This window comes from Streptomyces sp. NPDC058051 (genome assembly GCF_042885475.1).
Lineage (GTDB): Bacteria > Actinomycetota > Actinomycetes > Streptomycetales > Streptomycetaceae > Streptomyces.
In genome coordinates, this window is record NZ_JBHVRW010000005.1 from 236,796 (window position 1) to 250,994 (window position 14,199).

Here is a 14,199-nt window from a genome sequence, read left to right on the forward strand (position 1 = left end):
ATCCCGCAAGCGGTCGCGGCCCTAACCCCTGTTACATGCCCGTCGACAATCCAGGACAACGCCGTCCTAAAGTACGCGCGTTCGATGGCCGAAATGGGCCGTCCTGGGGGATTGTTCCACCGGCCGGGCTGCTCCCCGTCCTCCTGTCCCTGTCGAGCCCGTCCGGCTCCGGGAACTCGGTCGGGAACACAGCCGGGAACACAGCCGGGAACACAGTGCCGGCCGTGTTCCCGGCGCGTCCGTCAGACCCCGGCCCCTGCCGCCGCGCCGTCGCACTGCTGCGCGCGCAACGCCCGGGCCAGGTCGTCCCGGGCCTCCAGCACCAGCCTCCGCAGGGCCGGCGCCGCGTCCGCGTGGGCGGTCAGCCACGTGTCCGTGGCCGCCAGCGTCGCCGGATCGTCCTGCAGCGCCGGGAACAGGCCCCTCACCACAGCCATCCCGATCTGGATCGACCGCTCGGCCCACACCCGCTCGATCGCGTCGAAGTACAGCCGTGTGTACGGCGCCAGCAGTTCACGCTGCGACGCCTGCTCGAAGCCCGTGATCGTCGCCTCCACCAACGCGTTGGACAGTGCCTCCGACTCCACGACGCCCGCCCAGGCCTGCGCCTTCACCGCAGCCGAGGGCCGCGAGGCCAGACACCGCACCTGGTGCCGCTTCCCGGACGCCGTGTCGTCGCGGGCCAGTTCGGCGTCGATCACCGACTCGTCGGCCACCCCGTGCGCGGCCAGCGGCGACAGGAACGCCCACCGCAGCTCCTGATCGACATCCAGCCCGTCGATCCGCGCCGAACCGTCGAGCAGCCCGGACAGCAGCTGGAAGTCCGTGTCCGAGTCGGCGACCGACGCGAAGAACCGCGCCCACGCCAGCTGGTGCTCGCTGCCCGGCTCGGCCACCCGCAGCTCCCGCAGCGCACCCTCGGCCAGCGCCCGGCCGCCCTCCTCGCGCCACTCCGGCGCCGCGTAGTGGACCAGTGCGGTCCGGGTCCAGGCGTGCAGCATCTGCAGGACGCCGATGTCGGACTCCCGGCCGGAGAAGGCCAGCACGAGCGAGACGAAGTCGCGGGCCGGCATGAGGCCGTCCCGGGTCATGTTCCACAGCGCGGACCAGCACAGCGCCCGGGCCAGGGGGTCGGTCACGTCACCGAGGTGCTCCCGCAGCGTGGCCAGGGACACCTCGTCGAAGCGGACCTTGCAGTACGTGAGGTCGTCGTCGTTGACCAGGATCAACTCGGGCCGCTCGGCCCCGGCCAGCTCCCCGACCACCGTGCGCGGTCCCGCCACGTCCACCTCGGCGCGCGCGTAGCGCACCAGGCCGCCGTCGGCGGCCCGCCGGTACAGGCCGACCGCGACCCGGTGCGGCCGGAGCTCCGGGTGGGATTCGGCCGCCTCCTGGCGCACCGCGAGCTCCGTGATCCGGCCCGCCGCGTCGTATGTCGCCTCCGGGGCCAGCGAGTTGACGCCCGCGGTCTGGAGCCACGACCGGGACCAGGCGGTCATGTCGCGCCCGGACGTCTCGGCCAGGACCGACAGCAGATCGCCCAGTTGCGTGTTGCCGTAGGCGTGCTTCTTGAAGTAGCGCCGGGCGCCCTCCAGGAACGCGTCCCGCCCCACGTACGCCACCAGTTGCTTCAGGACCGAGGCGCCCTTGGCGTACGTGATGCCGTCGAAGTTGAGCTTGGCGTCCTCCAGGTCACGGATGTCCGCCGTGATCGGGTGCGTGGACGGCAGCTGGTCGGCGCGGTACGCCCAGGACTTGCGGTTGTTGGCGAAGGTGATCCAGCCGTCCTCGAAGCGGGTCGACTCGACCATGGCGAAGACGCCCATGAAGTCGGCGAACGACTCCTTCAGCCACAGGTCGTCCCACCACTGCATGGTGACGAGGTCGCCGAACCACATGTGGGCCATCTCGTGCAGGATGACGTTGGCCCGGCTCTCGTACGACGCCCGCGTCACCTTGCCGCGGAAGATGTACTCCTCGCGGAACGTGACACAGCCCGGGTTCTCCATCGCGCCGAGGTTGTACTCCGGCACGAACGCCTGGTCGTACTTCCCGAACGGGTACGGGTAGTCGAAGTGGTCATGGAAGAAGTCCAGGCCCTGCTTGGTGACGAGGAAGACGTCCTCCGCGTCGAAGTGCCGGGCGAGCCCCTTGCGGCACAGCGCGCCGAGCGGGATCTCCAGCGTCGTACCGTCGTCGAACGTACGGCTGTAGGAGTCCGTCACGTAGTGGTACGGACCGGCCACGACCGCCGTGATGTACGTCGAGATCGGCTTCGTGTCGGCGAACCGCCACACCTCGCCGTCCTGCGCCTCCACGGCCCCGTTGCTCCAGACCGTCCAGCCCTCGGGTGCCGTCACCTCGAAGCGGAAGGGGGCCTTCAGATCGGGCTGTTCGAAGTTCGCGAAGACCCGTCGCGCGTCGGCCGGCTCGTACTGCGTGTAGAGGTAGACCTCGCCGTCCTCCGGGTCGACGAACCGGTGCATGCCCTCGCCGGTCCGGCTGTACGCGCACTGCGCGTCCACCACCAGGACGTTGTCGCCCTCCGGCAGATCGTCCAGTGCCACGCGCGTCCCGTCGAACACGGCGGCGGGGTCGAGCGGCTGCCCGTTCAGCGTCACCGCGGTCACGCCCGGCGCGACCAGATCCGCGAAGGTGGACACCCCCGCGCGCGCGGTGCGGAACCGGATCGTCGTCACCGAGCGGAAGGTCCGCGGACCGGCCGAGGCTCCGTCGCCTTCCCCGTCCGGCCCGCCGACGGCGGAACGCAGGTCGAGCCCGACCTCGTAGCCGTCGACGCTCAGCAGCTCTGCCCGCACGCGGGCCTCGTCGCGGGACAGATTCTCACCGGGCACCGGCACACTCCTTTGTGTCACGCTTTTGTGTCACGTTCGAATGGTTTGATCCTCCCATGTCGCCGATCGGCCCGGCAGGCGGGAATGGCCGATGCGCCCCGCGGTGTTTCGGTCACAGGTGCGAATGCCCTTACGAGGAGAGACATGTCTGACAACAGCACGGCGACCGGCAAGACCCCTGCCGATTTCTGGTTCGACCCGCTCTGCCCCTGGGCCTGGATGACCTCCCGTTGGATGCTGGAGGTGGAGAAGGTCCGCGACGTCGAGGTGCGCTGGCACGTGATGAGCCTCGCCGTACTCAACGAGGACAGGCTCGACGAGCTGCCCGAGGAGTACCGCGACATGCTGCAGAACAAGGCATGGGGGCCGGTACGCGTCGTCGTCGCCGCCCAGCAGAAGCACGGCGACGACATCGTCGGCCCGCTGTACACGGCGCTCGGCACCCGCTTCCACAACCAGGGCGAGGGCCCCACCCGCGAGGCCGTCGTGGGCGCGCTCCAGGACGTGGGCCTGCCGGCCGAGCTGGCGGACTTCGCGGACTCGGACGCGTACGACACCGAGCTGCGCGCCTCCCACAAGGAGGGCATCGACAAGGTTGGACAGGACGTCGGTACCCCGGTCATCGCCGTGCCGGGCCCGGACGGCGAGCAGATCGCCTTCTTCGGCCCGGTCGTCACCCCGGCCCCGAAGGGCGATGAGGCGGCGAAGCTGTGGGACGGCACGCTGCTCGTGGCGTCGATCCCCGGCTTCTACGAGATCAAGCGGACCCGCACGCAGGGCCCCGTCTTCGACTGACGCACGTGGTGCGGTGAGGTGCGGGGTCCGGCGACGTCCGGACCCCGCACGACCGACACGAACCCGGTGCGGGCCCGGCTGGGGCGGACGGGCAGTCCGCACGGGGCGCGCGGACCAGTCGGTCTCCACACCCGGAGGCCGGTCGGTTCCTACGCCCCGGAGGGGTGGGCCGTGTCCGTCGACGGCGTCAGGACAGGGGCGTTCACGGGCTGAGCCAGTCCGTGACCTCGGCCACGTCCCCGACGGTCACCACGCCCTCGTGGACCACCGCGTTCTTCGCGCCGAAGCTCACCTTGTTCTTGTACTCCGGCTCGCGCCGGTACGTCGCGAGGGTCCGGACCGGTTCCGGGCCCGCGCGGCGGCCCGTGCGCTGGTCGACGAGCGGGACGCTGCACCGCGTTGCCCGTACCGAGTAGGCAAGTTCCACGGAGCCGAGGGTCATCCGGCGTACCCGGTCCTCGAAGTGCGGCTCGGCGCGGCCGGTCAGGACGATGTTGGGGCGGAAGCGGTCCATCGGGACGGGCGCGGCGCCGCCCCGGGTGGCGATGCGGGCGTTGAGGCCGTCCAGTGAGGCCGTCGAGGCGACCAGTACGGCGTGGGCGTCCGCGAAGTTGACCTTGCCGGGGGTCTCGCCCCAGCCGTCCCGGTCGAAGCCGGGAACCACGCGTACCAGGCGGGACTTCGTACCGAGCACGTCGGAGAACCAGTCCGCGGCTGCGTCCCCCTGGTCCGCCGCCGGGCCCAGGGGGCGGTCGAACATGCTGACTTCGCGGTGCGGGCCGTCCGGGTCGACGTCCAGGCGCAGTGGCTCGACACCCTCGGCGGACAGAGCCAGCGCTGCCCCGTCGTCGAGGACGTCGGCCCTGATCGCGGCCATCGAAGGATGCGTCCGCTGGCTGCGGAACGCGCCGTCCGCCGCGTCCACCACCATGAACGTCCGGTCGTGGGCGAGGCCGGTGGCGGTGACCCGTGCCGCATCGACCACGGTCCCGGCGCAGCCCTTGACCGGGTAGTGGACGAGCTCTCGAACGGTGATCGTCACGATGTCCCCTCCGGGGCGGCCGCTTCGAGGTCGAGGCTGCCGGACATGGTGGTGCGGATGTGCCTGGGGAAGTGCTGGGTGAGCGGGCCCCTCCGTGAGAGCGAGGCCCATGACGCCCATCATCGCATTCACCTCGCATCGTGTAAGTTCCTTTTAGGAACTAACACGTACCGAGAGAGGACCCGCCGTGACGCTGGCGCAGTGGACCGAGGTCGACGACTACTTCAACGGCCTGCTGGTGGGCCCGGACGAGGCGCTGGACGCGGCGGTCGAGGCCAGCGACAGGGCCGGGCTCCCGGCCATTCAGGTGGCCGCCAACCAGGGCAAGCTGCTGCACCTGCTGACCCGTCTCCAGGGGGCGCGCACCGTGCTGGAGATCGGCACTCTGGGCGGCTACAGCACGATCTGGCTGGCCCGCGCGCTGCCCGAGGGCGGCAGGCTCGTGACGCTGGAAGCCGATCCGGAGTGCGCCGAGGTCGCGCGCGGGAACATCGAGCGGGCCGGTCTGGCGGACGTCGTCGAGATCCGGGTGGGCCGGGCCCTCGACGTACTGCCGGTGCTGGCGGAACAGAGGTACGGGCCGTTCGACGTCGTGTTCATCGACGCCGACAAGCCGAGCAACCCCGACTACCTGGCCTGGTCGCTGAAGCTGACCCGGCCCGGCAGTCTGATCATCGCCGACAACGTCGTGCGCGACGGGGAGGTGGTCGACGGCGACAGCGACGACCCGAAGGTGCAGGGCGTGCGCCGCTTCACCGAACTTGTCGCGGCCGAGCCGACGTTGAGCGCGACCGCGCTGCAGACCGTGGGCAGCAAGGGATACGACGGGCTGATGATGGCGCTGGTCACCGGCTGAGGCCGGGTCGCCGAAGCCGGTGGGAGCGACGGCCCTCGGCCCGGCCGCGCCCGGGGGGCGCCACCCGTGTCCCGTGTCCCGTGACATGACAGAAGGGCCCCCGCCTGTCACGTCCAGGCAGGGGTCCTCCCTTCATCCGCCTGCCCGGTGAAGGGTGAGAAGACGATCACGAGGCAGGACGTTCATGAGTCCTGGCGTCAGAGGGTGAGCAGCAGTACGTCGGCGCGCTCCCGGGCGGCGGCGTAACGCCGCGCCACGTCCTGCCAGTTGACGACGGCCCACATCGCCTCGATGAAGTCGACCTTCTGGTTCTTGTACTGGAGGTAGAAGGCGTGCTCCCAGGCGTCGAAGACCAGGACCGGGACGGATCCCTGGCCGACATTGCCCTGGTGGTCGTAGACCTGCTCGACGATCAGCCCGCCGCTGACCGGCTCGTACGCGAGGACGCCCCAGCCGGATCCCTGCGTCGTCGCCGCGGCCTTTGTCAGCTGGGCCTTGAAGCCGGCGAACGAGCCGAACGACTCCGTGATCGCGTCCGCGAGGTCACCGACACCGTCCGTCGCGAGGGGTTCGCCGCCGCCGTCGCCGGTCATGTTGTGCCAGTAGATCGAGTGCAGGATGTGGCCGGACAGATGGAACGCGAGGTTCTTCTGGAGCCCGTTGACCGCTCCCCAGACCCCCTTGTCGCGCGCCTCCTCCAACTGCTCCAGGGTGTCGTTCGCGCCCTTCACGTAGGCGGCGTGGTGCTTGTCGTGGTGGAGCTCGACGATCTGCGGATCGATGACCGGTTCGAGCGCCGCGTAGTCGTACGGAAGTTCCGGAAGCGTGTACGTGGCCATGGGTCGACCCCTCCAGGTGCCGTCCTGTTGTTATTGCAACCAATATGCAAGAGCAGGCTAGCAGCAGGAGGGGCCGGAGTCGGTCGTGCCGAGGCGCGGTTCATGAGCGGACCTTCCACGGGGACGGAGGGCCGGCGGGGGCCGGGCCGGGGACGCCGTTCAGCCGGTGCAGCCGGGCGTAGGTCCCGCCGCGCAGGAGCAGGTCCTCGTGTGTGCCGCTCTCCACGACCCGGCCGCGGTCCAGCACCACGGTGGACGTGGCGTCGCGGACGGTGAGCAGATTGTGGGAGATGACGACGGTGGTCCGCCCGGCCATGAGCCGGCGCAGCGGCTCCATGATCCGGTGGCCCGACCGGGCGTCGAGGCCGGTGGTCGGTTCGTCCAGCACCAGGACGGGCGCGTCCCTGATCATCGCGCGGGCGATCGCGAGCCGCTGGGCCTGCCCGCCCGACAATGTCCGGCCCCGCTGGCCCACCACGGTGTCGTAGCCCTCGGGCAGCTGCTGGATGAAGTCATGGGCGTCGGCGGCGCGGGCCGCCGCGACGATGTCCGCCTCTGTCGCGTCCGGACGGCCGTAGGCGATGTTCTCCCGCACGGTGCCGTGGAAGACCAGCGTCTCCTGGAGGACCACCGCGACGTTCTCGCGCAGCTCGGACAGGCGCAGCTCCCTGAGGTCGGTGCCGTCGAGGAGGATCGCCCCCTGGTCCGGGTCGTAGAAGCGCAGTTGCAGCTTTCCGACCGTGGACTTACCGGCACCGCTCGCGCCGACCAGTGCCAGCGTCGTGCCCGGCGGCACGTGGAACGACACGTCGGACAGTGCCCACCGGGGCGTACCCGGATAGCGGAAGCAGACGCCGCGGAACTCGATGTCGCCCCGGGCGCGCCCGATCCGCCGGGGCGCGGCGGCTTCGACGACCTGCGGGCGCTGGTCGAGCAGCTCGATGATCCGTTCGGCGGAGGCGGCGGCCGCGTAGAACGTGTTGGCGAGGTGGGACAGGTCGCGGATCGGACTGTAGAGATTGCCCAGCAGTGCGAGGAAGACCAGCAGCCCGCCCAGCGTGAGCTGACCCTGTGCCAGCTTCCACGTGCCCAGCCCCATGACGGCCAGCCCGCCGGTCAGCTCGATGACCTCGACGACCGGGCCGTAGACGGCACGGATGCGCGCCGAGGCCATCGCCGCGTGCAGCCTGCCCACACTCTCGCGTTCGAACCGGCGGTCCTCCGACTCCTGCCGGTTGTACGCCTGCACCAGCGCGACGTTGGCGAGCGATTCCTCGGCGATCGCGCTGATCGACCCGCTGCGCCGCCGCCGCTCGCGCGAAGTGTCCTTGATCAGGCGGGAGAAGCGCCGGGCCGCCCACCAGAAGAGCGGCACGATCACGAGCGCGAGGAGGGTCAGATCCCATCGCAGGAAGAACAGCAGGCCGAGGAAGACGCCCAACTGGATGACGTAGTACAGGCCGTCCGCCACCCCCGAGAGGAGGAACGTCTCGACCGCGTCGACATCGCCGGTGATACGCGACAGGACGTCCCCCAGCCGCCGGCGTTCGAAGAACCCGAGTGAGAGGCCCTGGACGTGCCGGAAGACATCCGAGCGCAGGGCCAGCAGGAAACGCTCGCTGACCCAGGTGGAGGTCACGTCGTCGGCGAATCCCAGAACGCCGGAACAGATGATGAGCCCTGTGTACGCCAGGGCGATCCAGAGGAAGGGACGCAGATCGCGCGGTACGAGGACGTCGTCCACCACGACCTTGAAGAGCCAGATCTCGGCCGCGTCGACGACGGGTCCGACCATGCTGAAGACGAGTACGGGAATGAGCCAGCGGCGGCCACCGCGCGTGTAGGGCCAGAACCGCCGGAACGCCTCACGCGGCGCTACGGGCGGCGCGGCGGCGACGACCGCGTCGGGGTCATCGGCCACCGACAGCAGCCGCCGCAGCGCGTGAAGCGAGACACGCCCCATAAGACGCGTTCCTCAAGGGTCGCCGAAAGGGGCGCCGACGGGGGCGCCGACGGGGGCGCCGACGGGGCGCCGGCCGAGCGGACCAAGAGCCCGGGCCCGCTCAGCCGTCCCGCCCGATCACCAGCGGTGATCGCGGTGGTGGTCGCCGTCACCGTGGTCGTGGAAGTGGTCACGGCCGTGACGACGGTCCCTTCCGTGGTCGTCGAAGCGCCGCGACATGTCCCTCATGTCATGACGCCTACTCGTGGGGATGAGACGACTGAAGATCGCCATGAGCTTTCCTCCTGAAGAGGCTTGAGCTTCCCTCCTGAAGAGGCTTCCAGATGGAAATACGCTCCAGAGCTCCCAGGGGATTGCCTCTTGGGGAAAAATCCCTGCTCCGGTTCGCCTGCCGTGTCAGGTCGGCCCGTCGTCTCCGGCCCGCTGTCGCCGGCCTTCTGCCTCAGGCCCGTCGTTTCCGGCCCGCTGTCTCCGGCCCGCTGTCTCCGGCTCGTCGTCTTCGGCTCGTCCGCCGGGTCCGTCCGCCGTCCCGGGTCCGTCCGCCGTCTTCGCCGCGCACGGATGCCGGGCCCTGTGCCGGCCCTTTCACCGCACCGGGGCCGGTTCTTCGACCGTTCCGGGGGCGGTCCTTCCACCGCTCCGGGGCTCCTTCGGGGCAGGCAATCCTCACGGGCCCGTGTTACGTAAGAGGTATGCGCAGGAATGGCATCCCCCTGGAGCGGGTGCCCGACGAAGCGCTGCTGGCCGGACTCATGACCGGCGATCCCGAGATCGCTGTGGCCTTCGTCCGGCGGTTCCAGCGTCGCGTCTTCGGCGTGGCCGTCGCCGTGGTCGGCGACGTCCAGCTCGCCGAGGACATCGCGCAGCAGACCTTCGAGCGCGCCTGCCGGCACGCTCAGGTCTACGACCCGCGCCGGGGCTCGGTGCCCACCTGGCTGGCGGTCATCGCGCACAACCTCGCGATCGACGCCGTCCGCGCGCGCAAGGCCACTCCAGTCGATCCCGCAGACCTGGAGAACATGATGGAGACCATCGCGGACCCACCGGAGAGGCATGCGCTCGCCGCCGAAACCGCGGTGGAACTGCGCCGTGCGGTCGGCTCGTTGCCACGGGAGCAGGCTCGCGCCCTGGTGATGGCCGGTATCTACGGCATGACGGCTCAGCAGGTCGCCGACTTCGAGGAGATACCGCTCGGTACCGCCAAGACCCGGATCAGGGCAGCCATGGGCAAGGTCCGGGCATCCCTGGAGAGCAGGCAGGTGGACCATGACTGACAAGGACGGGTTCACCTGTGAGCAACTGCGCGAGATCGGAGCGGAGTTGGCACTCGGCGTGCTGCCGGCCAGGGAGCGGGCCGAGGCGATGGACCACCTGGAGCACTGTCCCGGCTGCCGCGAGTACATCCACGAGCTGACCGCCACCTCGGACGCGCTGCTGAGCCTCGTGCCGGTCAGCGAACCGCCGGCCGGCTTCGAGGACAGGGTGATCGACCGGCTCGGACTCACCGCCGGACGGCGCCCGCTCCGGGGCGTGCGGTGGCGGCGGTTCGGCCTCGCCGCGGCGGCGGCGGCAGCGAGCCTGGCCCTCGGCGGAGGCGGTTGGGTGCTCGGTGCGTCGGCCGGCCGGCCTGCGCCGGTCACGCCCATCGTCTCCCCGGTGCAGGCACGGCTGGTCACTGCCGGACTCACCCACGCGGGCCACCCGTTCGGGCAGGTCTACCTCTACACCGGGGCATCGCCCTGGTTGTACATGGCGGTGGACGCCGAAGGGCACTCCGGCACCGTCCGCTGCGAGTTGCAACGGGCCGACGGCTCCACCGTCCAGGTCGGTTCCTTCGCACTCGACAGCGAGGGCTACGGCTCCTGGGGCGCGCCCTACCCTGCCGACACCTCACCGGTCACCGGCCTCCGCCTGCTCAACCCGGACGGCACCGTGCTCGCGAGTGCCACCTTCGCCCAGCTCCACCATTGAGGGCTTCGCACGTTCCCGGCCGAAGTCCCCGACGTACTCCCGGACGTGGTTTTGAACGTGTTCCCGGACACCGGGCACGCGTGCTCACGCAGGGGCCCGAGCGCTCACGTACCGGCACCCGTGATCACGTGCGGGCACGCGCACGGGCCCCGTCGAGCCGGGTCAGGTGGTCCTCGTACGCCCGCGCGTAGAACGCCGCCCGCTCCGCATCCGGTTCGACGACCGACGTCGGGGCCGTCCAGGCCGCCGTGTCCAGCTCCGCACCGAACCGCCGCGCCGCCGCGAGCACCGCCCCCCGCGCACCGACCTCGCCCTCCACGATCCGCACCGGCCGGCCCAGCACATCGGCGAACAGGCGCATCCACGCCGGGGAGCGGGTGCCGCCGCCGCACAGGGCGAGCGTGCCGGTGAGGCCCGCGGCCTCCAGGCAGTGGCGGGCGGCGAAACCGATGCCTTCGCAGACCGCCCGGACCAGGTCCGCCGGAGTCGTCTCCAGGGACACACCGGTCAGCTCGGCCCGCAGACGCGGCTCGACGAACGGGGCGCGTTCGCCGGACGGGGCGAAGTAGGGGAGCACGCGGACCCCGTGCGCTCCGGGCGGGGCGGTGGCGAGCAGCGAGTCGACCTCCGTGTGGCGTACGCCGGTGGTCTTCAGGATCCAGTCGAGGGCCGCGGTGCCGACCATCGCGGGCATGGCGCGCAGCCAGTGGCCCGGCCGGTCGGTGGAGATGTGCAGCCCGGCCGGCTCGCCGTCCAGGTCGAGCCGCCGCGTGGCCACCAGGGCGGCCAGACAGGTGCCGACGATCAGCAGGCCGTCACCGGGACGGGTGACGCCCGCGCCCAGGGCACAGGCCGGCAGATCGTACGGTCCGTTGGACATCCGTAACCCGGAAGGGAGTTCGGCGGTGGCGACGGGGTCGCTGACCGGGGCGAGGAGCGAGGCCCGGTGGCCGAGGCCCAGCGCGGCCACGACATCCAGGGAGTACGTACGGGTCATCGGATCCAGGAACGGCATCGACGCATCGGAGACATCCGTGGCCCGGACCCCCGTCAGCCGCTGGAACACCATGTCCTTGCAGTACAGGGCGGTCGTCGCGGCGTCGAGCGAGCCGGGGTCGTGACGGTCGAGCCAGGCCAGCACCGGGCCCGGACAGCCCGGGAACATCGCGCTGCCGGTGCGCCGGTAGACGGCCCCGAAGACACCGGACACCAGCCAGTCGTCGACCAGTTCATGGGCCCGGCCGTCCATCCAGGAGATCGCCGTGCGGACCGGGAGGCCCGCCGCGTCGACCAGCCAGACGCCGTCGCCCTGACCGGTGAGGCCGGCGAACGCGACCCCGTCGGAGCCCAGTGCGGAAAGTACCTCGCGGACCGCGCCGTACACCTCGTCCATGTCCTGCTCCACGAAGCCGCCGCGGATCGTGAGCCCCACCGGTCGGGACTCGACGGCCAGCGTGCGGCCCCGCCGGTCGAAGGCCGCGGCCTTGACCACGGAGGTGCCGACGTCGATGCCGATGTACCTCGTCATGGAGCCGGCTCCTCTCACAGGGCGTGGGCGAGCTCTTCGCCCCGCACGTAGCGCGCCACCTCGGCCGCCGCGATCCGGGCGGCCTTCCGCGCGACCGACCGGCTGGCGCCCGCCACATGCGGGGTCATCAGCAGGTGCGGGGTGCGCAGGAGCCGGGACGTGGGCGGGGGCGGCTCCTGCTCGTACGTGTCGAGCGCCGCGGCCCGCAACTGCCCCGAGTCCAGGGCGTCGCACAGCGCGTCCGTGTCCAGCAGTCCGCCCCGGGCCGCGTTCACGAGGACCGCGCCACGCGGCAGGAGGGCCAGTTCGCGGGCTCCGACGAGATGCCGGGTCTCCGGGGTGAGCCGGGCATGCAGGGTGAGGACACGGGAGCGTTCCAGGAGCGCCTCCAGCGAAGCGGCGCGCATGCCGTGGACGTCGCCGCGCACATACGGGTCGTACACCTCGACCTCGGCGCCGAACGCGGAGAGGACCCGGGCCACCCGGCTGCCCACCGCGCCGTAACCGATCAGTCCGACGGGAGTGTCCTCCAGCTCCAGACCGCAGTTCTCGTACGTGTAGTGGGAGGCGTCCCAGAGGCCGTCCACGGCGAGGGAGTGATGGGCCTCGGGGATGCGCCGCAGGGCGCAGAGCATCAGCCCCACGGTGAACTCGGCGGTCGCCGCCGCGTTGCGCCCCGGCGCGAAGCACACCCGTACGCCCCGGGCCCGTGCCGCGCTCGCGTTCACGTTGACCGGGCCGCCCCGGCAGACCACGACGAGCCGCAGATCGGGTGCGGCGGCGAGGACCCGCTCCGTGAACGGGCCCATCTGCGTCACACACACCTCGACCCCGTCCAGGGCGGCGATCAGCGCGTCCTCGGCGTCGCTCGCCTCGTCCACCTCGGCGACCTTGCCGAAGGGTTCCAGGGGCCAGCGGAGGGTGAGTTCGGTGAGATGGGGATCGGGGCCGAGCACCTGGTGCAGCGCCTCGGCGATCAGGGAGTTGCGGACGAAGTGGTCACCGGCGATCAGAATCCTCGTCGCGGGTCGGACCGTCGCGGGTCGGGGCATCGCGGAGCGGGTCATCGCGGAGCGTCTCCTGTCTGGGCGTCGAAGACATGGATGGGCTGTGGTTCGGCGGTGATGCGTGCGGTGTCGTCCAGGTCGGGCTGTGGTTCGGCGGTGATGCGTGCGGTGTCGTCCAGGTCGGGCTGTGGTTCGGCGGTGATGCGTGCGGTGTCGTCCAGGTCGGGCTGTGGTTCGGCGGTGATGCGTGCGGTGTCGTCCAGGTCGGGCCGCGGCGCCCGGCCGGACAGCGGCGCGGCCGGGCGCGTACGGGAGGACGGGGTGCGGCGCGATGCCGGGGGAGCACACCGCTTCGACGGCGGCCCCGCCGCGTCCGCCGCGGGTCCGGCACCGGCCCCGCGGCGCCGGTTCCGTCATCCGTCATCGCCGCCCCCCGCCCCCGCTCCGGATTCCCGGCCGGTGCCGCAGACCTCGTAGGGCACCTTGTACTCGTCGAGCTCCCGCAGCGCTCCGGCGGACGCGCCGTCGTCGACCAGCAGCAGGTCGAAGCGGGAGAGCGGGGCGAGCCGGTGCAGCGCGACGCGGCCCAGCTTGGAGTGGTCGAGCAGCAGCACATTGCGGCTCGCCGAGTCGAGCATCGCCCGCTTCACGGAGACGATGTGCTGCTCCTGGTGGTAGGCGTAACCGCCGGACACGGCGGAGGTGGAGGTGAAGCAGAGGTCGACCTGGAGTGACTGCACCGCCTCCACGCACGAGACGCCGAGGAAGGAGGAGTGCAGCGGGTCGAAGTCGCCGCCGAGGCCCATCAGATGGATGCCGCGCTCCTGCGACAGCAGATTGATCGCTTCGAGGAAGTTCGTGACGACGGTCAGCGGAGTGATGGAGCGCAGTCGGCGCGCGATCTCCAGCGTGGACGTCGAATCGTCGAGCATCACCGCCATGCCCGGCTCGATGAGCCCCAGGGCCCGCTCGGCGACGGCGGCCTTCTCGGCGCGCATCGCCTTCAGCCGGTAGGAGACGTTCGACTCGAAGACACCGGAGGGCTGGGCGGTGACACCGCCGCGGAACTTGCGGACGATGCCCTGCCGCTCCAGCTCGTCCAGATCCCGGTGGATGGTCATCAGACTGACGTCGAAACGCGTCGCCAGCTCGGCGGCGCTCACCTCGCCCTGTGCGAGGACGTACTCGGCTATGGATGCCTGGCGCGGGGCGGGGCCCCGCTGCGGAACGTTGCTCACGTGCTGATCCTTCGTCCTGGACGTGCCGGCCGGTCGGCCTCGAACAGCAGCAGACTCTCAGGCGGTCCGCAGAACCGGACCGACCGGCCGGGGCCCGGGCCCTCC

At 71.1% G+C, this 14,199-nt stretch carries 12 protein-coding genes; 4 read left to right on the forward strand and 8 right to left on the reverse strand.

Translation table 11 applies throughout. From position 1 onward, the window contains the following. Positions 1 to 242: 242 nt before the first annotated feature. Positions 243 to 2,855 carry an aminopeptidase N gene (gene pepN, locus ACFVUT_RS11040; RefSeq protein WP_389645345.1) on the reverse strand — a complete coding sequence of 871 codons (2,613 nt, stop codon included), beginning with the start codon at positions 2,853 to 2,855 and terminating at the stop codon, positions 243 to 245. 144 nt (positions 2,856 to 2,999) lie between these two features. On the opposite strand from pepN, the gene ACFVUT_RS11045 reads away from it, so the two are divergent. Beyond that, positions 3,000 to 3,650: a DsbA family protein gene (locus ACFVUT_RS11045; protein WP_389645348.1), complete on the forward strand. Its 651-nt coding sequence runs from the start codon at positions 3,000 to 3,002 to the stop codon at positions 3,648 to 3,650. A gap of 202 nt (positions 3,651 to 3,852) precedes the next feature. On the opposite strand, the gene ACFVUT_RS11050 is transcribed toward ACFVUT_RS11045, so the two are convergent. Continuing rightward, the gene (locus ACFVUT_RS11050; protein ID WP_389645351.1) at positions 3,853 to 4,692 is read right to left on the reverse strand and encodes an MOSC domain-containing protein; all 840 of its coding nucleotides are present in this window, start codon (positions 4,690 to 4,692) and stop codon (positions 3,853 to 3,855) included. A 187-nt stretch (positions 4,693 to 4,879) separates the two neighbouring features. Between ACFVUT_RS11050 and ACFVUT_RS11055 the strand changes: the two genes are divergently transcribed. Further along, complete coding sequence (locus tag ACFVUT_RS11055; protein WP_389645354.1) at positions 4,880 to 5,548, forward strand: O-methyltransferase; 669 nt, start codon at positions 4,880 to 4,882, stop codon at positions 5,546 to 5,548. A 197-nt stretch (positions 5,549 to 5,745) separates the two neighbouring features. On the opposite strand, the gene ACFVUT_RS11060 is transcribed toward ACFVUT_RS11055, so the two are convergent. The 3 genes from ACFVUT_RS11060 to ACFVUT_RS11070 all read right to left on the reverse strand — a co-directional run bounded on the left by ACFVUT_RS11060 (position 5,746) and on the right by ACFVUT_RS11070 (position 8,623). Continuing rightward, positions 5,746 to 6,387, reverse strand: a complete 642-nt coding sequence (locus ACFVUT_RS11060; protein WP_389645356.1) for a superoxide dismutase — start codon at positions 6,385 to 6,387, stop codon at positions 5,746 to 5,748. Positions 6,388 to 6,487: 100 nt separating this feature from the next. After that, positions 6,488 to 8,350, reverse strand: a complete 1,863-nt coding sequence (locus tag ACFVUT_RS11065; protein WP_389645359.1) for an ABC transporter ATP-binding protein — start codon at positions 8,348 to 8,350, stop codon at positions 6,488 to 6,490. Between the two features lie 117 nt (positions 8,351 to 8,467). Further along, entirely contained in the window at positions 8,468 to 8,623 is a 156-nt protein-coding gene (locus tag ACFVUT_RS11070) for a hypothetical protein (protein ID WP_389645362.1), read from the reverse strand. A 419-nt stretch (positions 8,624 to 9,042) separates the two neighbouring features. Here ACFVUT_RS11070 and ACFVUT_RS11075 point away from each other — a divergent pair, with 419 nt between their 5' ends. Both ACFVUT_RS11075 and ACFVUT_RS11080 read left to right on the forward strand, forming a co-directional pair. Continuing rightward, entirely contained in the window at positions 9,043 to 9,624 is a 582-nt protein-coding gene (locus tag ACFVUT_RS11075) for an RNA polymerase sigma factor (protein ID WP_389645364.1), read from the forward strand. Next, the gene (locus ACFVUT_RS11080; RefSeq protein ID WP_389645366.1) at positions 9,617 to 10,321 is read left to right on the forward strand and encodes a hypothetical protein; all 705 of its coding nucleotides are present in this window, start codon (positions 9,617 to 9,619) and stop codon (positions 10,319 to 10,321) included. The genes ACFVUT_RS11075 and ACFVUT_RS11080 overlap by 8 nt, the downstream gene beginning before the upstream one ends. A 124-nt stretch (positions 10,322 to 10,445) precedes the next feature. On the opposite strand, the gene ACFVUT_RS11085 is transcribed toward ACFVUT_RS11080, so the two are convergent. From ACFVUT_RS11085 to ACFVUT_RS11095, 3 genes are all read right to left on the reverse strand, one after another. Beyond that, a complete protein-coding gene (locus ACFVUT_RS11085) occupies positions 10,446 to 11,849 on the reverse strand; it encodes an FGGY family carbohydrate kinase (protein ID WP_389645370.1) in 1,404 nt (467 codons plus the stop codon). 14 nt (positions 11,850 to 11,863) lie between these two features. After that, positions 11,864 to 12,916, reverse strand: coding sequence for a 2-hydroxyacid dehydrogenase (locus ACFVUT_RS11090; RefSeq protein WP_389645372.1), 1,053 nt, complete (start codon positions 12,914 to 12,916; stop codon positions 11,864 to 11,866). Between the two features lie 353 nt (positions 12,917 to 13,269). Beyond that, complete coding sequence (locus ACFVUT_RS11095; protein WP_389645375.1) at positions 13,270 to 14,094, reverse strand: DeoR/GlpR family DNA-binding transcription regulator; 825 nt, start codon at positions 14,092 to 14,094, stop codon at positions 13,270 to 13,272. Between the last annotated feature and the right edge of the window lie 105 nt (positions 14,095 to 14,199).